Annotated in this window: 20 protein-coding genes; 12 read left to right on the top strand and 8 right to left on the bottom strand. The window is 64.4% G+C overall.

What is annotated here, in order from left to right; all coding sequences use genetic code 11:
* Positions 1-34 precede the first annotated feature (34 nt).
* Together C8348_RS11405 and C8348_RS11410 are read right to left on the bottom strand one after the other, a co-directional pair.
* Complete coding sequence (locus C8348_RS11405; RefSeq protein ID WP_279629388.1) at positions 35-1,090, bottom strand: Gfo/Idh/MocA family protein; 1,056 nt, start codon at positions 1,088-1,090, stop codon at positions 35-37.
* Positions 1,091-1,103: 13 nt separating this feature from the next.
* Positions 1,104-1,808 (bottom strand): GntR family transcriptional regulator, encoded by a 705-nt coding sequence (locus tag C8348_RS11410; protein ID WP_106753465.1) that lies wholly within the window; start codon positions 1,806-1,808, stop codon positions 1,104-1,106.
* Between the two features lie 134 nt (positions 1,809-1,942).
* Here C8348_RS11410 and C8348_RS11415 point away from each other — a divergent pair, with 134 nt between their 5' ends.
* The 7 genes from C8348_RS11415 to C8348_RS11445 all read left to right on the top strand — a co-directional run bounded on the left by C8348_RS11415 (position 1,943) and on the right by C8348_RS11445 (position 8,707).
* Positions 1,943-3,100 (top strand): LLM class flavin-dependent oxidoreductase, encoded by a 1,158-nt coding sequence (locus C8348_RS11415; protein ID WP_106753466.1) that lies wholly within the window; start codon positions 1,943-1,945, stop codon positions 3,098-3,100.
* The gene (locus tag C8348_RS11420) at positions 3,100-3,993 is read left to right on the top strand and encodes an aldo/keto reductase (protein ID WP_106753467.1); all 894 of its coding nucleotides are present in this window, start codon (positions 3,100-3,102) and stop codon (positions 3,991-3,993) included. Before C8348_RS11415 ends, C8348_RS11420 begins: the two co-directional genes overlap by 1 nt.
* On the top strand, positions 3,993-4,520 hold the full coding sequence (gene smoA / locus C8348_RS11425; protein ID WP_106753468.1) for an NADH-dependent FMN reductase SmoA: 528 nt from the start codon (positions 3,993-3,995) through the stop codon (positions 4,518-4,520). Before C8348_RS11420 ends, smoA begins: the two co-directional genes overlap by 1 nt.
* A 54-nt stretch (positions 4,521-4,574) precedes the next feature.
* On the top strand, positions 4,575-5,165 hold the full coding sequence (locus tag C8348_RS11430; RefSeq protein WP_106753469.1) for a TRAP transporter small permease: 591 nt from the start codon (positions 4,575-4,577) through the stop codon (positions 5,163-5,165).
* On the top strand, positions 5,165-6,454 hold the full coding sequence (locus tag C8348_RS11435; RefSeq protein WP_106753470.1) for a TRAP transporter large permease: 1,290 nt from the start codon (positions 5,165-5,167) through the stop codon (positions 6,452-6,454). The genes C8348_RS11430 and C8348_RS11435 overlap by 1 nt, the downstream gene beginning before the upstream one ends.
* 28 nt (positions 6,455-6,482) lie before the next feature.
* Positions 6,483-7,538: a TRAP transporter substrate-binding protein gene (locus tag C8348_RS11440; RefSeq protein WP_106753471.1), complete on the top strand. Its 1,056-nt coding sequence runs from the start codon at positions 6,483-6,485 to the stop codon at positions 7,536-7,538.
* 80 nt (positions 7,539-7,618) lie between these two features.
* Positions 7,619-8,707, top strand: coding sequence for a YeiH family protein (locus C8348_RS11445; protein WP_106753472.1), 1,089 nt, complete (start codon positions 7,619-7,621; stop codon positions 8,705-8,707).
* A 267-nt stretch (positions 8,708-8,974) separates the two neighbouring features.
* Here the strand turns inward: C8348_RS11445 and C8348_RS11450 are convergent, their stop codons facing one another.
* The 4 genes from C8348_RS11450 to C8348_RS11465 form a co-directional block, all read right to left on the bottom strand.
* The gene (locus C8348_RS11450; protein ID WP_106753473.1) at positions 8,975-10,081 is read right to left on the bottom strand and encodes a M24 family metallopeptidase; all 1,107 of its coding nucleotides are present in this window, start codon (positions 10,079-10,081) and stop codon (positions 8,975-8,977) included.
* A complete protein-coding gene (locus C8348_RS11455) occupies positions 10,082-10,540 on the bottom strand; it encodes a GAF domain-containing protein (RefSeq protein WP_106753474.1) in 459 nt (152 codons plus the stop codon).
* A gap of 84 nt (positions 10,541-10,624) precedes the next feature.
* Positions 10,625-12,220 carry an ABC transporter substrate-binding protein gene (locus C8348_RS11460; RefSeq protein WP_106753475.1) on the bottom strand — a complete coding sequence of 532 codons (1,596 nt, stop codon included), beginning with the start codon at positions 12,218-12,220 and terminating at the stop codon, positions 10,625-10,627.
* 48 nt (positions 12,221-12,268) lie between these two features.
* Entirely contained in the window at positions 12,269-12,889 is a 621-nt protein-coding gene (locus C8348_RS11465; RefSeq protein ID WP_106753476.1) for a helix-turn-helix domain-containing protein, read from the bottom strand.
* 124 nt (positions 12,890-13,013) lie between these two features.
* On the opposite strand from C8348_RS11465, the gene C8348_RS11470 reads away from it, so the two are divergent.
* From C8348_RS11470 to C8348_RS11485, 4 genes are read left to right on the top strand one after another with little or no spacing between them, the layout of a single operon-like run.
* Entirely contained in the window at positions 13,014-14,030 is a 1,017-nt protein-coding gene (locus C8348_RS11470) for an ABC transporter permease (protein WP_244293997.1), read from the top strand.
* Positions 14,027-14,929, top strand: coding sequence for an ABC transporter permease (locus C8348_RS11475; protein WP_106753478.1), 903 nt, complete (start codon positions 14,027-14,029; stop codon positions 14,927-14,929). The genes C8348_RS11470 and C8348_RS11475 overlap by 4 nt, the downstream gene beginning before the upstream one ends.
* Positions 14,930-14,939: 10 nt before the next feature.
* On the top strand, positions 14,940-15,776 hold the full coding sequence (locus tag C8348_RS11480) for an ABC transporter ATP-binding protein (protein WP_106753479.1): 837 nt from the start codon (positions 14,940-14,942) through the stop codon (positions 15,774-15,776).
* A complete protein-coding gene (locus tag C8348_RS11485; RefSeq protein WP_106753480.1) occupies positions 15,773-16,501 on the top strand; it encodes an ABC transporter ATP-binding protein in 729 nt (242 codons plus the stop codon). Before C8348_RS11480 ends, C8348_RS11485 begins: the two co-directional genes overlap by 4 nt.
* A 26-nt stretch (positions 16,502-16,527) precedes the next feature.
* On the opposite strand, the gene C8348_RS11490 is transcribed toward C8348_RS11485, so the two are convergent.
* Entirely contained in the window at positions 16,528-17,607 is a 1,080-nt protein-coding gene (locus C8348_RS11490; RefSeq protein WP_106753481.1) for a helix-turn-helix domain-containing protein, read from the bottom strand.
* A 120-nt stretch (positions 17,608-17,727) separates the two neighbouring features.
* Here C8348_RS11490 and C8348_RS11495 point away from each other — a divergent pair, with 120 nt between their 5' ends.
* Complete coding sequence (locus tag C8348_RS11495) at positions 17,728-18,156, top strand: rhodanese-like domain-containing protein (RefSeq protein WP_106753482.1); 429 nt, start codon at positions 17,728-17,730, stop codon at positions 18,154-18,156.
* Between the two features lie 24 nt (positions 18,157-18,180).
* Here C8348_RS11495 and C8348_RS11500 read toward each other — a convergent pair whose 3' ends face one another.
* A complete protein-coding gene (locus C8348_RS11500) occupies positions 18,181-18,954 on the bottom strand; it encodes an IclR family transcriptional regulator (protein WP_106753483.1) in 774 nt (257 codons plus the stop codon).
* Between the last annotated feature and the right edge of the window lie 6 nt (positions 18,955-18,960).

Here is an 18,960-nt window from a genome sequence, read left to right on the forward strand (position 1 = left end):
GAGTAGCGATATCAACGGCCTGCCCGGTGCGCGCCTACTCCTGCGCCGCCAGCCCGATGGTCACGGCCCACCAGCCGTCTGTCAGGGCGACTTCCACATGCCCGGCTTCCAGAACAGCCCGCTGGAACCGCTGGTGCTGATAGAATGTCGAGCCATTGTGATCGCCAGCTTCCAGCAGCGCCGGATCCACCGGGATCTCGACCATGCGCGGCCCCTTGGGATCGCGCGGCGAGACAATCACCTGGGCAATCGGAGGCTCGCCAAGATGTTCGGGCCAGAACCGGCCGGGACCAGGCACGAGACACTCGATCTTGCCCGTCGGGCCGACAGCCGAGATCTCTTCCTGGTAGCGCGCCCCTTCCGCAAACATGCAAAGTTCGAGCATCGCGCGGGCGCCGGATGCAAAGTCGACAATCACATAGGCATTGTCCCAGATATCCGAACGCTCGCCGGCATACACCTCATCCAGATGGTTCACAGCCTGCCCGCCAGAGGCCATCACCCGCACCGGATCTGACTTCAGGATGTGGCGCATCAGGTCGAAGAAGTGGCAGCACTTCTCCACCAGCGTGCCCCCGGTGTTGCGGTTGAGCCGGTTCCAGTCGCCGACCTTTTCAAGGAAGGGAAAGCGGTGCTCGCGGATCGACAGCATCTTGATGCCGCCAGTTGCGGCCTCGGCTTCCTCGATCATGCGCGCCACGGGCGGCATGTAGCGATACTCCATGGCGACCCAGATCGGCGCGGGATAGGCCGCGCGCAGGGCTGCAAGGCGCGGCGCATCTTCCGGCGCCGTAAACAGCGGCTTCTCGACCAGCACCGGCAATGGCCGCATCGAGGCAATCGCCTCAAGCTGGGCCAGATGCAGATAGTTGGGGCTGGCGATGAGAAGGCAATTCACTTCGGCCACATCGAGCAGATCCGCGATCGAATCGACCATCTTCGCACCGGGCACGGCCTCGGCAGCCAGCGCCCGCATGCCGGCATCGGGCTCATAGATGGCCGCAACGCCGGTGTCCGGCAGGAGAGCAATGTTGCGCAGGTGTTCCTGCCCCATCATGCCGCAGCCGATGATTCCGTAATTCAGCTTCACCTGAAAAGTTCCCTTACTTGAGACGGGCCACATAACGGGCCACGGTATGATCGAACCAGGTGCGTGAGACTTCCGCCCGCGTTCCGTCCTGCGCCTGGCTGATACGAAGAATGTGCGGCACCGGAGCGCCGATCGGCTGACCGAACAGCGCAGGCGCAAAGTCCGGCACATGATCGAGACCCACCTGATCCTCTGCCCGGGTGATCCACAGGCCGAGGCGAGTGCGATAGTAGAGGTAGAGCGATTCCGAGAGATCCTCGCGCTCGATGCGTTCAACATAAGAGCCGTCCAGCCAGATCTCCTCGACGGCCGCGACCTTCCCCGACAGACGTCGCAGGCGGCGGATGCGATGCCCCTCGGCGGATGTCCCGAAGGCAGGCAGATCATCAGGCTTCGCCATCCGGGTGACAGACAGAACGTCTGCCGTCGGCAAGCCGCCGCCACCCAGCAGTTCAAGCCGGAACATCGCATAGAGGCTCTTGGGGTCGCTCACCGCATGGATGTAGTTGCCCGAGCCCTGGATCCGCTCCAGCAACCCACGCGCCTGGAGTTCGGACAGCGCCTTGCGCAGCGTGCCCACCGCAATGCCCAGCTCCTGCGCCATTTCACGCTCCGGCGGCAACCGCTCGCCATCAATGAGACGCCCGGCCGCAATGTCGCGAACCAGAAGCTCGGTGATCTGAAGATAGATGGGCAGACTGCCTTTGGGCTGGGTCATAGCTTTGAATATATGCCGCTTTTGGACTGGCCTGCGGCAGGAGCGCGCAGACTGCAAAAAATTGATACACTATTGATTTACATCAAGGCGGGTGATACGCAAGAAGAAAGTTCGATGCCGCTGGGGGAAATTCGATGACCGTGGTGCCTGTCACATCCGCCGATCTGGATGCCTGTGAAGTGTCCTGGTTCGCTGCGCTGTGTTCTGACGATTATGAGTATCTCGGCGTACCGGACGGCCGCCTGCGGTCAAGCTTCGAGCATTGCTCGTCCATCGTGCAAAAGGCGGAAGGCCACGGCTTCCGCAACATCCTGTGCCCGTCGTCCTACCAGGTCGGGCAGGATACGCTGAGCTTCGTCGCCGGCTGCGCCCCGATCACCGACCGGATCAACTTCCTGGCCGCGATCCGCTGCGGCGAGATGCAGCCGATCATGCTGGCGCGGACCGTCGCGACCCTCGACCACATGCTGAAAGGCCGCCTGACGCTCAACGTCATCAGCTCGGACTTCCCTGGCGAAGTGGCCGACAGCGCCTACCGCTACAAGCGCAGCCACGAGGTGGTGGAGATCCTGCGGCAGGCCTGGACGCGCGACACCATCGATCACGATGGCGAGGTCTACCAGTTCAAGGGCGTGACAACGGAACCCGCCCGCCCCTATCAGCAGAACGGCGGCCCGCTGCTCTACTTCGGCGGCTATTCCCCCGATGCGCTGGAACTGTGTGGATCCCAGTGCGACGTCTATCTGATGTGGCCGGAGACCAGGGACCAGCTCGCCGCCCGGATGAAGGCTGTGCATGAACGTGCCGCCGCTCATGGCCGCACCCTCGACTACGGTCTGCGCGTGCACATGATCGTCCGCGACACGGAAGCCGAAGCGCGCGAGTATGCCGAGCATCTCGTCTCCAAGCTGGATGATGAATACGGCAAGCTGATCCGTGACCGCGCCCACGATTCCATCTCGCTCGGCGTTGCCCACCAGGCCCGCGCCCGCGAGCTGGCCGACCAGTTCGGCTACATCGAACCGAACCTGTGGACCGGAATTGGCCGGGCCCGGTCCGGCTGCGGTGCGGCCCTCGTCGGGTCAACCGACCAGATCCTGACCCAGATCGAGGAATACCGGAAGATGGGCATCCGTGCCTTCATCTTCTCCGGCTACCCGCATCTCGACGAGGCCGACCACTTCGGGACCAAGGTCCTGCCCCACCTGAAAACCTGCTCGCTGCCGCATGCCTATGGCCGCGTGCCGAACGAGACCCCGGCGACACCGCTGGGTGCCGGAGACCGCCGCTGATGGACCGCATTTCGCTTAGCCCCGATCTCAGCTTCAGCCGAATTGTCTACGGCATGTGGCGGATCGGCGATGACGCCGACACATCCCCGGCCCATGTCCAGGCCAAGGTCGAGGCCTGTCTCGCCCAGGGCATCACCACCATGGACCAGGCCGACATCTATGGCGGCTACACGGCAGAAGCCATTCTGGGCGCGGCCCTGAAGGCCGCCCCGTCAATGCGTGACCGAATTGAGCTGGTGACGAAATGCGACATCGTCGCACCGGTCGGCCGCTATTCCACCGCGCGCGTCAAGCACTACGATACAAGCGCCGCGCATATCACGACGTCCGTCGAAACGTCTCTTCGTGAAATGGCGACGGACCGGATTGACCTGCTGCTGATCCATCGCCCGGATCCGCTGATGGACGCGCAGGAAACCGGCAAGGCCCTCGACGCGCTCGTCGCGTCCGGCAAGGTGCGCAGTGTTGGCGTGTCGAATTTCCGGCCCTGGGATTTCTCGCTGCTGCAGTCGGCGATGAGCACTCGGCTCGTCACCAACCAGATCGAGATCAGCCTGACAGAGCCCGCCCCCTTCACCAACGGTGATCTTGCCTATCTGCAGGAGCGTAAGCTTCCGGTGATGGCGTGGTCGCCACTGGGTGGCGGCAGCCTGTTCTCCGGTGCCAACGCGCCGCTGCTGGCAGCCCTGGAGCGCATCGCAGCCGACTATGAGGTCGACGTCACGGCGGTCGCGGTCGCCTGGCTGTTGCGACATCCGGCTGAGATCATCCCGGTCATGGGCACCAATCGCCTCGACCGGATCGCCCGCTTCCATGAAGCGATGAAGGTCGTGATGGACCGGCAGACCTGGTTTGAACTCTACACCCTGGCGATCGGAAAAGAGGTGCCGTGATGATGGCTGCAAATGACAGACACGCCCATGGCGAGACCGTTTTCAGCCCGGATGCCGGCAATGCCCGGGCCTTCCGCATGGCGCTTGGCAGCTTCACCACCGGCGTGACCGTGGTCACCGCCATGGGCGCGGACGGTCCGATGGGCATGACGGTGAACAGCTTTACCTCCGTGTCCCTCGACCCGCCACTGGTGCTTTGGTCACCGGCCAAAAGCTCATCGAAGCACGATGCCTTCGCCGCCATCGACCACTACGCCATTCATGTCCTGAGCGCGGATCAGGATGGCCTCAGCGCCTGCTTCACCCGCGGCGGCACCGCCTTTGACGGGCTGGACTGGCAGCTGAACCCGGACGGGACCCCGGTCATTCCAGGAACACTGGCCCGGTTCGAGTGCCGCCGCTTTGCCCTGCATGACGCAGGTGACCATTCGCTGATCATCGGCCGCGTGCTGCGTGTCGCCCACCGGGACGGTGATCCGCTCTGCTTCTCGCGCGGCATGTACGGGCACTTCGCGCGCAAGGCCTGACAGGACTGCACGGCGCGGACCCGGGGGGAGACCGGTCCGCGAGGGGAGGAAAACATGGAACTGTTGCTGGCTGCCACACGGCTTCTTGGCCAGGCCAATGCCGCCGCGCTCGCCGTCGGGCGGTGGCTCGGCGCGCTTTGCGTCGGGGCCATGGTCGTGATCATTCTCGTGCAGGTCATCTATCGCTATGGCCTGCAGAACGCCCTGCCCTGGACCGAGGAAGCCTCACGCTTCCTCATGCTCTGGATGACCGGCCTGATGGCTCCGACTGCTTATCGGCGCGGCGGGTTTGTCGGCATCGACATGGTGCTGCTGCTGCTGCCTCGCATGGCGGCGGCCTTGCTGTCCCTGCTGCTGCTGCTGCTTTCCGGCGTGCTGCTGTGGGTCGGCATGCGGATCGGCTGGGCCGAGGTCATGGGGCTTGGCGGACGCTTTGCCTTGCCCTCCGTTTCCGTCCCGACCTCGCTGGACCTCTCGACCTGGATGAGCATTCCGCGCGGCTGGATGATGGCGTCCCTCGCTGTGGGCGTCACTGCGATGTTCATCGTCAATATCGAACTGGTTCTGCGTGCAATCCTGTCCATCTTCGGCCGCGGCCGTGACCTGGCGCCCGTCGCCATGGCCAGCACATTGGGAGCCGAATGATGCTGACCCTGTTCCTGCCCCTGTTTCTTGTCTTTCTGATGCTGGGCCTGCCGATCGTCTTCGGCCTCATCGCAGCCCCAGGCATCCTGTTGTGGCTCAACGGTCAGGAGCGCGACATCGTTCTCCTGTACCGCAACGTCTACAACGGCATGGACAGTTTCCCGCTGATGGCAATCCCGTTCTTCATGCTCGCCGGCGAGCTGATGAACCGGGCGGGCATCACCTTGCGGCTGGTCGAGTTCGCCCAGGCCCTGATCGGCCACCTGCGCGGCGGCCTCGCCCATGTGAACATCCTGTCCTCGATGCTGTTCGCCGGCCTGTCCGGATCGGCTGTCGCTGACGTGTCGGCACTCGGGTCCATGATGATCCCGGCGATGGAGAAGCAGGGCTACACCCGCCGCTTTGCCGCAGCCGTCACCGCAGCCTCCGCCATCATCGGCCCGATCATCCCGCCCTCCGGCATCATGATCATCTACGCCTATGTGATGGGCGAGAGCGTCGCGGCCCTGTTTCTCGCCGGTATTGTCCCGGGCATCCTCATCGGCCTGTCGCTGATGGGCATCGTCTGGCTGCTCGCCGACAAGGAAAACCTGCCGCTGGCCACCCGCCGCGCCAGCTGGGGCGAGCGCGGTCACGCCAGTCTCAAGGCTTTCTGGCCGCTTCTCACCCCGGTCATCATCATGGGCGGCATCCTCGGCGGCATCTTCACGCCGACCGAAGCCTCCGCCATCGCCGTCGGCTATGCCTTCTTCATCGGGCTGTTCGTGCTGCGCACCCTGAAAGTAAAGGAAATTCCGGACGTCCTGACCCGCGCCGGCATGACCTCTGCCGTGGTGTTGCTGCTCGTCGGCGCCGCCATGGCCTTCAAGACCGTGGCCAGCCTGTCGCACACACCGGAACTGCTGGCCGACATCATCCTCGGGCTCAGCGACAACCCGCTGGTGCTTCTGTTCCTGATCAACGTGCTGCTGTTCATCGTCGGCATGTTCCTCGATGCAGGCCCGGCCATCATCATCCTCGGCCCAATCCTCGGCCCGATCTTTCTCGAGCTAGGCGTTGATCCGGTGCATTTCGCCATCGTCATGGCGGTGAACCTCACCGTCGGCCTGCTCACCCCGCCCATGGGGCTGGTGCTGTTCGTCACCTCGTCCGTCTCCGGACTGCGCGTCGAGACCATTGCCCGGGCCACATTGCCGTTCTTGGCTGCGGAAATCGCGGTGATCTTCCTGATCACCTATTTCCCGGCCCTCACCCTCACGATCCCGCGCCTTGCCGGATTTGTGGACTGACTTCAGACGTAAAGGGAGGACTGAAGGAATGTTGAAGACCATGCTGAAGACCGTGCTTCTGGCCAGCACGCTGTGCGTTGCCGGGCTGGCCCATGCCGCAGACATCACCCTGCGCGCCACGGCCAACTCGAACGAGAACGATGAGGACTATGACGGCCTGATCGTGTTCAAGAACTACATCGAGAACGCCTCCAACGGCGCCATCGCGGTAGAACTGTTCATCGGTACACAGCTCTGCGCCACCGGGGAGGAGTGCCTGCAGGGTGTGGCCGATGGCTCGATCGACGTCTACATCTCGACGTCGGGCGGTGCGGCTGGCCTGTTCCCCTACATCCAGGTGCTGGATCTGCCGTATCTGATGAGTGACGACCGGGTGGCTGAAGAAGTCCTGTCCGGCAACTTCACCCGCGAACTGCGCGCCAAGGCGCTTGCCGACAGCGACAACAAGATCCGCCTGATGACCATCGGCAACACCGGTGGCTGGCGCAACTACGCCAACACCAAGAAGACGGTGAAGACGCCGGATGACCTGAAGGGCCTGAAGATGCGCACCGTTCCGGCCGCCCTGCCGCAGCAGGTTGCGACCTCCGTCGGCGCGGCTCCGACGCCGATTCCGTGGCCGGAACTCTTCACCTCGCTGCAGACGGGCGTGGTCGAAGGCACCGCCAACGGCATCACCGACATCATGTCGATGAAGTTCCCGGACGCTGGCCTCAAGTACCTGACCCTCGACGGGCACAGCTACATGGGCGCCTTCTGGTGGATGTCCAACGACCGCTTCCAGAGCCTGACCCCGGCCCAGAAGCAGATCGTCGTCGACGGCTTTGCCGCCCTGCAGCAGGCAACCTTTGCCTCGCCCAAGCGCAAGGAAATCGCCGCCTACCAGGACTTCATCAAGTCCGGCGGTGAAGTCTATGTCCCGACGAACGAGGAGAAGGCCGCCTTCAAGGGTGCCGTTACGCCGGTGTTCGACTGGTTCAAGGGCAATGTGAAGGACGGCGGCGAGATCTTCGACAAGTTCCAGGCCGCTGTTGCCGAAGCCGAAGCCAAGGTTGCAGCTGAACGCGCTGCCGATCTGAACTAACATCCCCGGGAGGTGGCGCCCTGCGCCGCCTCCCCCTTCCTGCCGCTCGTCAAGAGCCCATCCATGACCGAAAGTCCGTGATGACCGCGCCCGATCCGGCCAATGGCCCGGCTTCAAGCCCGCCTGCCGCCTCCTCTGCCCCGCACGATCCGATCACGTCAGCTGCCTTCTGGCGCATCCGCTTTCCGGGTCTGTCGATCTCCATCCTGATCGCGCTCGCCTCCGCCTTCCTGTCGGAGCATTACGGCGCGCCGGCCATGCTACTGGCCATCCTGATCGGGCTTGCCCTGCACTTTCTGGCCGAAGACCCCCGCATGGGGCCAGGGCTGGAGTTTGCCGCCAAGGCATTGCTGCGCGCGGGCATTGCGTTGCTCGGCCTCAGGATCAGCCTGACCATGTTCGCTGACCTCGGCCTGCCGATGCTCGGTGTCCTTGTCGCGGCCGTGGTCCTGACCATCGGCTTCGGCATCCTCGCTGCACGGCTGACTGGCCATTCCGCTTCCTTCGGCACCCTCACCGGAGGTGCTGTCGCAATTTGCGGCGCTTCTGCCGCCATGGCCATCGCCGCCGTGCTGCCCCGGCGCAACCCGCAGGAGGCCGAGCGTGACATGGTCTTTGCCGTCTTTGGCGTGACGATGCTCTCGACCCTTGCCATGATCGGCTACCCGATCCTCGCCTCAGCGCTGGACCTGGGACCGGTAATCACTGGCGTCTTCCTCGGCGCAACGATCCATGACGTTGCCCAGGTGGTCGGGGCCGGTTTCTCGGTGTCGCAAGAGACCGGCGACATGGCGGTGCTGGTCAAGCTGATCCGGGTCACCCTGCTGGCACCCGTGGTTCTGGTCATCGCCCTCGCCTACCGGCGCAGCGGCAGCATCGAGGGATCGGCTCGCCCGCCGCTGCTGCCGGGCTTCGTCATCGTCTTTCTCGCGCTGGTGGCGGTGAACTCGGCCGTGACCATTCCGCCCGTCGTTGCCGAGGCCGCCAACGCGACATCCCGCTGGGCGCTGCTGGCGGCCATAGCGGCAGTCGGCGTCAAGACATCCCTGCCGAATGTGCTGAAGGTTGGTCGCAAGGCCATCGCGCTGCTGGTCGCCGAAACAGTCTTTCTCGCAGTCCTGATCCTGATCGCTGTCGAAGTGCTCCCGCTGGCCCGACTTGACCAGTAAAAAAATGACCCGGTTTGCTCCGGGCTCAGACTGGGAACAAAGCCGTCACTTCTCAGTCGTCATTCCGGACGATGCGAAGCGGAGATCCGGAACCGGAGAGCCACAGTCTCTCCGGCATCAAGTCATGGTATGTTGATGCCTCGGCTCGCCGGTCCCGGCTCGGCGCTGCGCTTAGCCGGGATGACGGCGGTGAGGTCGAGGTTTTCACCAAGCAAAATGGCCCAGTTTACACCGGGCCATTTTGTTGTCAGTACCATTCTTGGTCCATCACACCACGGCGAGATCCCGGCTGAGACCCGACAGAATCTCGCAGCCGTTCGCAGTTACCACGGCGACTTCCTCCAGGCGGATGCCGAAGCGGCCCGGCAGGTAGATGCCGGGTTCAATGGTGAAGACCATGCCTTCTTCGAGAACAAGCTCGTTGGCGCTGGTGATATAGGGCTGCTCGTGCACTTCCGTTCCAAGGCCGTGGCCGGTCCGGTGGGTGAAGAAATCGCCATAGCCGGCATCGGTGATGACCTGACGCGCGGCCAGATCGACACTGCGGGCTGAAACACCCGGCCGTGCGGCCGACATGGCGGCACGGACGGCAGCGTCGACGACCCAGTGCACATCGCGATAGCCGGCCGGCGGCTCGCCGAAGCTGGCCATCCGGGTGATGTCCGAGTTGTAGCCATTCTTGATGCCACCAATGTCGACGAGAACGATGTCGCCCCGCTTCAAGGTGGACGAGCCCGTATGATGGTGCGGATAGGCACTGTTCGGGCCGATGGCCAGAATGGCGAAGGTCGTCCGCGCGCCGTTGGCCGCGAAGGTCTCCTGTACCACAGCAGCCAGCTCGCTCTCGCTGATGCCTTCGGCCAAGGCATCGCGCACCGCGACCTGGGCGATATCGGCGATCCGGGCATTGTCCTTGAGCAGCGCGATTTCATCGGCCGTCTTGATCATGCGCAGCCCGCCAACCGTTTCGGAGGCAAAGCTGCGGCCACACCCGGCGAGCGCGTCGGTCAGCATGAGCGCGTGGTCGGCACGCATGGTCTCATCAAGACCGAAACGGCGCGCCTTGGGGGCGGCAAAGCCAATCGCTTCAGCCAGAGCCTTGGCGGGACCGACATCATCCTTCCATTCGAAGAATCTCAGGTCCGTATGCTGACGGCTGTCGTCTGCATTGAGCGCCGGCATCAGGAAGCAGGCGCTCTCGCGGCCAATCAGGCACAGCGAAGGCCGCTCGTCGGCCGCCGGGGCAAAGCCCAGCAGCCAGCGCAGGTGTGCACCCGGGGCAAGAGCCACCAGATCGGTGCCGGTGGCTTCCATCTTCTGGCGCAGACGCGCCAGACGCTCAGCTACATAGGGCTTTGCGGCATCATGAGCCATTCAGGCCTCCATTGGCACGCGGGCCATGGCCTCCAGGAGCGTCGCGCGATGGTCCGCGACAAGGGCCTCCAGCTTGGCCACCCGCTCAGGGGTGAAATGTCCCTCGACGTCCAGGATGTTGACGGTGCCCACGACCTTCTCGCCGTCGGAGACGGGGATGTTCATGGCCGAGTGGCAGCCGAGCTGATTGATGAGGGCGTGATCGAAGAAATAGATCGCGAATTCCGGCGTCGTGTTGGCGACGAAGCTTCGGGCTCCGTCGATTACGATCTCCGTCCAGCCGTCTGACCGCATCGGCTTGGTGCCGGAGGTCGGATAGTCGGCCGGATGGGACGTGTAGGCACGGCGGCTGAGGCCGGCCTTGCGGTCCAGAACGGTGACGGTGAACAGGCGGGCGCCCACGGCGGTGCGCGCAGCCTCGTGCAAGGCTGCAAAGACGGTATCGGGGGACGTGATCATGTTCGAATTCCGGGGCGTTGGGGGCAGGAAAGGACCGGAGGGCAGCAGGGCCGCCCTCCGGGTGGTCTCGTCATGGGGCTGTGCTTAGTTTTTTGAGACGAGACGGTAGTAAACGAAGTCGGACGTAGCGCCGTTGACGTATCCGGCAACCTTTTCGTTCATGGCGACCTGCTTGACGGCCTGGAACATGATGACGAACGGCGCTTCAGCCTGCATGGCCTGCTGCAGTTCGACATACATCAGCAGACGCTGCTCCGGCGACTTCTCGGTCAGCGCGGCCATGGTCTTCTCGTTGATTTCCTTCGGCGGCATGTATGCGTTGCGCCACGTGGTCGTGGAAGCATACTTGTCGTCCGAATTGTCAGCGTTGTAGGCGAAGGCCTTGGCGTTGGAATGCGGGTCCATGAAGTCCGGACCCCAGTAGAGCAACATGCCCTGATGGGTGCGGGCGCGGTATTTGGTGATCACCTGGGCGCCTGTGCCCGGGATGATCTCGAAATTGATACCGGCCGGAGCAAAAGACTGCTGCAAGGCCTGGGCAATGTCGGTGAACGGGCTGGAGTTGATCACATCGAGCTGGATCGTCAGCGGCAGGGTGACACCACCATCGGCAAGGATCTTCTTTGCCTTTTCCAGATCGTAGGTGAAGGGCTTCTCCGTCAGGGCGCCCGGGAAGCCTTCCGGCCAGAACGCCTGATGCACCTTCATCTGGCCCTTCAGGAACGTGTTGGCCATGCCGTCATAGTCGACGAGATAGCGGGCAGCTTCCCAGATCGCCTTGTTGGTCAGGGCTTCGGTCTTCTGGTTGAAGGAGAACCAGTGCACGGCGGCCTGCGGATAGGTCTCGACCTTGACGCCCTGCTTGTCAGCAAGACCGGACACCTGGTCCGGGGTCAGGTTCTTGGCCATATCGACATCACCCGATTCCAGCAGAAGGCGCTGGGTCGCAGCTTCGGCGACATGGCGGATGACGACCTGCTTCATGTCTGGCGCGCCGTCCCAGTAGTCCGGGTTGGCTTCGAGAGACAAAAGTTCCGACGGCTTGTAGCCGCGCAGCTTGAACGGGCCGGTGCCGGCCGAGTTCTTGTTCAGCCAGGCGTTGCCGAGGTCACCGTTTTCCTCGTTTGCCATCACCGTCTCCATGTCGACGACGGAGGCCACACGGGCGGCGAGAACGTTGAGGACGAAGAACGGCGAGAAGTCGCCAGCGTAGCGCACGGAAACCTTGTTGCCGTCCACGGTCACCATCTCTTCGATGTTGTCCGGGGTCCAGCCGAGATTGGCCAAAATGAAGGCCGGGGCCTTGTTGAGCACCAGGACGCGCTTCCAGGACCCGACCACATCGGCACCGCGCAGCGGATTGCCGGAGTGGAACTTCACACCGTCACGCAGGGTGAAGGTGATGGTCTTGTTGTCCGCGTCGATCATCCAGTCGCTGGCAAGGCCCGGCATCAGCTGGGTCGTGTCAGCCGCATCGTAATGAACAAGCTGGTTGTAGACGTTGACGACATATTCGCCCGAGGAGAACTCATAGGCGGTCGCCGGATCGATGGTGACGATGTCATCGATGTTCTGGGCGATGACAAGCGCCGTCGCCGGGGTCGCTGCCTGCGCGGGAAGCGCTGTCAGCGCCGTCAGGGACAACAGACCGGCAGCAAGTGCGGTTCTGAACAATTTCATGGTCCACTCCTGAAAGAAGGCAGGTTTCTTGGCCGCAGGTTTGCCCCGCTACGGCTGGTCGGGGGTTCGGCCAATGAGGCGCGGCGTGTTGCCGGTCCACAAAAGACGGACCGGCTTGTCACCGACATTGGCGAATGAGTGGGGCGTGTCGCCCATGAAGTGGAAACTGTCACCCGCGTTGAGCGTGAACATCGCCTCGCCGAGCGTCTGGCGCAGGGTGCCTTCGAGGACGACGATCAGTTCCTCGCCGGTATGCGCCGTCAGCTCGGAGGCATAACCGACCGGGATATGCACGATGACGGACGACAGCGTGCCGCCCGGCAGCACCGTGTTGAGGCGCTCATAGGACAAAGACGCGTCAGCGAGAGAGAAAAGCTCCCTTTCGCCCGCCCTTGTGACACTATCAGCTGGCTTGGGCGTTGCGACGAACCAGTCGATCTCGACCCCGAGCGCATCGGCGATTGATGCCAGCGTCCCGAGAGAGGGAGTAGCCTTGCCGCGTTCGACCTGAGACAGGAATCCAACAGAGATCCCGGCGCGATCGGCCAGTTGCTGCAAGGTGAGATCCCCCTTGCGGCGCAGATCGCGAATCCGGCCGCCGAAATGCGGCGGTGTCCCGACCGGCAAACCGGTCTGGATCTCCTCGGCATCCTTCAGGGCTCTGCTCATGGCGACCTCCAAAATTTCTTTGACGCTAGTAAAAAAATTTTGGTAAGTCAAAAGAAGTTTAACTGGCAAGGAAAACTACGTGAGCAACGCCACCCTGACCGGCAGCCGGGGCGCAGCGGCCGCCCTGTTGGCCCGCCTGACGCCCATCCTGTGGTTCTTCGTGACGATTGCCCTCACGTTCCTGGGCTTGCTCGCGATCACCTTTGTCATCGGCCGCGTGGTGCCGATCGACCCGGTCCTGGCCGTGGTCGGTGACCGTGCGCCGAAAGAAGTCTATGACGCCGCCCGGCTGAAGATGGGGCTCGATGATCCGCTGATCGTCCAGTTCGTCCACTATGTCGGGGACGTGGTCCAGGGCAACCTCGGCAAGGCGGTCATGACCTCCAATCCGGTCATCGAGGATCTCGCCCGCGTCTTCCCGGCCACCCTTGAAATGGCAACGCTCGGCATCATCATCGGTGTCATGATCGGCGTGCCGCTCGGTGTCTGGGCTGCCGCCCGCCAGGGCAGCATCATCGACCAGATCATCCGTGTGATCGGACTTGCCGGCTATGCCATCCCCGCATTCTGGCTCGGCCTTGTCGGCCTCGTCCTGTTCTACGCCCAGCTGAAGTGGGTGGGAGGCCCCGGCCGGATCGACATCTTCCTGGACGGTATGGTGACACCGCGCACCGGCCTGCTGCTGGTCGACAGCCTGATCGACGGCGACATGGACAGCTTCAGGAGCGCCTTCTCGCACATCATCCTTCCGTCGACGATCCTTGGCTTCTTCGCGCTGGCCTATATCGCCCGCATGACCCGCTCCTTCATGCTGGAGCAGTTGGGGCAGGAGTTCATCACCACCGCCCGGGTCAAGGGTGCGCCGGAATGGGTCGTGATCTGGCGCCATGCCTTCCGGCCGATCCGCGTGCAGCTCATTACCGTCATCGGCCTGTCCTATGCCGGTCTTCTTGAAGGCTCCGTGATGATCGAGACCGTGTTCTCCTGGCCCGGCATCGGCAACTACCTCACCAACGCGCTTCTCAATGCCGACATGAATGCTGTGCTGGGCGCGACGCTGGTGATCGGTGCCGTCTTCATCTGCATCAACAAGCTGTCTGATGCGCTGTATCTTCTCCTGGATCCGAGGGCCCGCGCATGAGCTCGACCCGCGACTGGCTGCTGGACGAAACGCCAGCCACCCGCCTGCAAGCCCAGCTTGGCCAGGGCTACCGCACCCTGCGCGCCTTGCTGCGCAATCCGCTCACCGTCGTCGGCCTGGTGATCATCATCGGCTTGCTGCTGACGGCCGCCTTTGCGCCGTGGATCGCACCCTACAGTCCGATCGAGGGCCAGCTGACCGCGCGCCTGCTGCCACCGTCGGCCGAACACTGGATGGGCACCGACGAACTCGGCCGCGACATCTTCAGCCGTGTCGTCTATGGCGCACGCATCACGCTGTTCATTGTGCTGCTGGTGGCCATCATCTCTGCCCCGCTGGGGCTGGTGATCGGCGCGATCTCTGGCTACTTCGGCGGCGCGATCGACCGGATCATGATGGGAATCACCGACATCTTCCTGTCGATGCCCCGCCTGATCCTGGCGCTCGCCTTCGTTGCCGCGCTCGGACCGGGCATCGAGAATGCCGTCATCGCCATCGCCATCACCGCCTGGCCGGTCTATGCCCGCCTGGCCCGTGCCGAAACGCTGACCGTGCGCAAGGCCGAGTTCATCGCCGCCGTGCGGATGCAGGGCGCCAGCCATGGCCGCATCATCCTGCGCCACATCCTGCCGCTGTGCATGTCCTCCACCATCGTCCGCGTCACGCTGGACATGGCCGGCATCATCCTGACGGCAGCAGGCCTCGGCTTCCTGGGTCTCGGCGCCCAGCCGCCGCTGCCCGAATGGGGCGCGATGATCTCGCGCGGCCGCGCCTTCATCCTGGACCAGTGGTGGGTTGCCACCATGCCAGGCTTTGCCATCGTCATCGTCAGCCTCGGCTTCTGCCTCTTCGGCGATGGCCTGCGCGACGTGCTTGATCCGCGTCAGCGGTCGAAGTGAGGGACCAGTCATGAGCACGCTTCTCGAGGTGCAGAACCTCAAGGTCCGCTTCCCGACCGAACGGGGCGAGGTCGAGGTGGTCAAGGGCATCAGCTTCTCGCTCGGCCGCGAACGTCTCGGCATCGTGGGTGAATCCGGCTCCGGAAAATCCATGACCGGGCGCTCCGTCATGGGCCTGATCGGCAAGCCGGGCCGGGTCACCGCCGACCGGATGATGTTTGACGGCATCGACCTCACCAAAACCGACGAGGCCGGCTACCGGCGCCTGCGCGGGGCGCGCATGTCGATGGTGATGCAGGATCCGAAGTTCTCGCTGAACCCGGTGATGCGCATCGGTGAGCAGATCGGCGAGGCCCTCGCCTTCCACGCCCGCATGAGCGCCAAGGCCCGCAAGGCCAAGGTGCTGGACGCGCTGGAAGCCGTGCGCATCAACGATCCCGAGCGCGTCTACAATCTCTACCCGCACGAAGTCTCCGGCGGCATGGGCCAGCGCGTGATGATCGCCATGATGGTGATTCTCGAGCCGGACCTGATGATCGCCGACGAGCCAACCTCGGCGCTGGATGTTTCCGTCCGGGCGCAGGTGCTGGAGATCATGGACGACCTCGTCCGCCGGCGCGGCATGGGCCTGATGCTGATCAGCCACGACCTCAACATGGTCTCGCACTGGTGCGACCGGATCCTCGTCATGTTCAACGGCCAGATCGTCGAGGAATGCGCCGCCGGCAAGCTGCACGAGGCGAAGCACCCGTATACGCAAGGGCTGGTTGCCTCCCTGCCCCGCCTCAACGAGACCCGCGAGCGCCTGCCGGTGCTCGACCGCGCCGCGCTGGAGAAACTGGCATGATCGACGTCGACAGCCTCAACGTCTTTTATGGCTCGACCGCCGTCGTCAAGGATGTGAGCTTCTCCGTGGCCACTGGCGAGAGCTTCGCGCTCGTCGGCGAATCCGGTTCGGGCAAGTCCACCATCCTGAAGGCCCTGGCCGGTCAGGTGGACAGCTGGTCCGGCAGCATCGCGCTTGGCAACATGCCGCTCGGCCACAAGCGCACCAAGGCCATGATGCGCCACGTGCAGATGGTGTTCCAGGACCCCTACGGTTCGCTGCATCCGCGCAAGACCGTCGATGACGCTTTGACCGAACCGCTTGCCATCCACGGCATCGGTGCCCGGGACGAGCGCGTTCTATCGATGCTCGACGCGGTGGGCCTTGCACGCAAGTTCCGCTTCCGCCTGCCGCACCAGCTCTCCGGTGGCCAGCGCCAGCGCGTTGCCATTGCCCGCGCGCTGATGCTGGAGCCGGAACTGCTGCTGCTCGACGAGCCGACCTCGGCGCTCGACGTGTCGGTGCAGGCGGAGATCCTGAACCTGCTGAAGTCGCTTCGCGAGGAGCGCGGCCTCACCTATCTGCTCGTCACCCATGACCTGCCGGTTGTCTCGTTCCTCTGCGACCGGCTCGGCGTGCTGCGGCATGGCAAGCTGGAAGAGGTCGCCCCGGTCTCGGCGCTGAAGGCCGGCGCGCTGACGAGTGACTACGGCCGCGAGCTGGTGGAACGCAGTCAGGTTTTCTGATCGCGCGTTCTGATCAGGCTTCCTGATCAGGCTTTCCGGGCTGCCTGCCGGGTAGGCGCCGCATTGGCGGCGGCCTGAAACTCGGAGCGGTAACGGGACGGCGTGACCGTCATGATCCTGCGGAAATGCAGGCGGAATGTTTCCGGGGCCTTGAAGCCGCAGGCCGCAGCGATGGCGTCGATGCCCTCGCCGGTGGTCTCCAGCAGGCTACAGGCGCGGCGCACCCGCGCCCGGATCAGCCAGTCCTGCGGCGCAAGGCCCGTGGCATCGCGGAAGCGGCGGTTGAGCGTGCGCAGGCTGCAGCAGGCAGCCTCCGCCAGCCGCGCCAGATCCCAGTCCTGATCAAGGTCCCGCTCGATCCGTTCGAGCAGCGGGGCGAGCGAGCCCTGCGGATGACGGGCGACAGGACGGGGCACGAACTGGGCCTGGCCGCCCTCGCGCTGTGCCGGCACCACGAGGCTGCGCGCCAGGGCATTCGCCGCCTGCCAGCCGAAATCCCGTCGCACCAGGGCCAGCGACAGGTCGATGCCGGCGGCCGATCCCGCAGCCGTCAGCACGTTGCCATCCTCGACATAGAGCACATCCTCGACAATCTCGCAGGCCGGCGCGACGGCGCGAAGATCCGCGATGTAGCGCCAGTGGGTCGTCGCCCGGCGCCCGTCGAGAAGACCGGCTGCGGCCAGAAGGAACGCACCGCTGCAGAAGGTGACGAGTTGCGTGCCGCGCGCCTGCGCTCGCTCAAGCTGGCGCTTCAGCCCGGCCGGCAGATGGTGATCGCGCCCCGGCCAGCCCGGCACGAGGATGATGTCCGCGTCGTCCAGAAGGCTCGCCGGAGCTGTTGCCCGAACGCTGACGCCGCCGCTCGCCGACACGGTGTCCAGCTCGACCGCGACGGCGGCAAACCTGTACCAGGGGCCGTCGATCTCCGGCTTCTTTGCTGCGAAAATTTCGGTGCAGATGGAGAACTCGAACAGGCTGAGGCCTTCATAGACGAGCGCCACGGCCAGCGGCGGCAGTTGCCCGGCCCCCGCGAGCGCTCCCGCGCCGCCAGCCCCGCCTAGGCCCGCGACCCGGTCAACTGGGGCGACAGGCGTGTGATCAGTCATGGCGAGGCTCCCGAACAGGTTGGCACGATCCTACCGTATCTTGGCATTCCGGCCAATAGCCCGAATGCCGCCCATACGGCACCTTGCCTCTATCGACGATCCGATCCAGAGGAGTTCCAGATGTCCAGCTCTGTCAGCGCCACGCCAGCCGCCGCCTCCGACGCCGCCATCGCCCATTTTGCCGCCAAGCTCGGCTTCGAGACCGACTGCTGGGACACGCATCATGCGCTTTCGACCGGCACGGCCGATTTCGTGCTGCTGGATGTACGCGGTCCGGCGCTCTATGAGGCCGGCCATGTCCCGGGCGCGCTGCTTCTGCCCCATGGCAAGATCACCGCACGGCGGATGGCCGAGTATCCGCCGGAGACCCTGTTTGTCGTCTACTGCGCGGGTCCCCACTGCAACGGCTCGACCAAGGCCGCCCTTGCGCTGGCGCGGTTGGGCCGGCCGGTGAAGGAAATGATCGGCGGCGTGACGGGCTGGCTCGACGAAGGCTTCGCGCTCTCCGAGGGCATGGAACCCGGCGCGCTCGCTGGCAGCAAGGACTGAACGAGCCTCACGCCTGCGCCAATGCTACACCTGTATTGGCGCAGGCGGCCCGTAGAGCCCGGCCTCAAGCTCGGCGGTGGCTTGCCGGAGCGCACCAAGGATCTCGGCCTGCGCGCCGCCGAGGCGTCCGGATGGGCCGAAGATGGAGAGGCCCGTGACCATGCGGCCGCTGCGGCTGCGGACGGGGACCGCGAGGGCGAACAGCCCCTCCTCCCGCTCGCCGCGATTGAGCGCAAAGCCCTGCTTGCGGATGACAGCGATTTCCTGCCGCAGGCGCTGTTCATCGGTGACCGTCGCTGCGGTAAAGCGCTGACGGGCGTGGCCGGCGAGATACCGGTCAAGCTCCGTCTCGCCGAGATGGGCAAGCCAGAGCTTGCCATGCGCGGTGCACCAGGCCTCCAGCTCCACCCCGACCCGGACATCGACCGCCAGCGCCCGGCGCGGCTGCGCCTTGGCAATGCAGGTGACTTTCGCCCCGTTGAAGCTGGTTGCCATGGAGCCCTCCCCCAGACGGTCGGTGAGACCGTTCAGCAGGGGCTGCGCCAGACGCGCCAGCATCTGCGCGTCGCGGACCCGGTCACCCAGATCGGCAAACAGGAAACTCAATCGGTAATGCCCCCGGCTTTCGGCAACGAGCGCGCCGACCTGTTCCAGCGTGCGCAGGAACCGGTGCGCGGTGACGCCGTTCAGATCCAGTTCCCGCGCCAGATCCGCCGCCGTGATCACCGGCCGTTCCGGCGAAAACAGATGCAGGATCTCGAAGGCCTTCACGACCGAACCGTTGATCTGAGGTGCCATGAGCGC

This window comes from Pannonibacter carbonis, from assembly GCF_003012935.1.
In the GTDB taxonomy this organism is placed as follows: domain Bacteria; phylum Pseudomonadota; class Alphaproteobacteria; order Rhizobiales; family Stappiaceae; genus Pannonibacter; species Pannonibacter carbonis.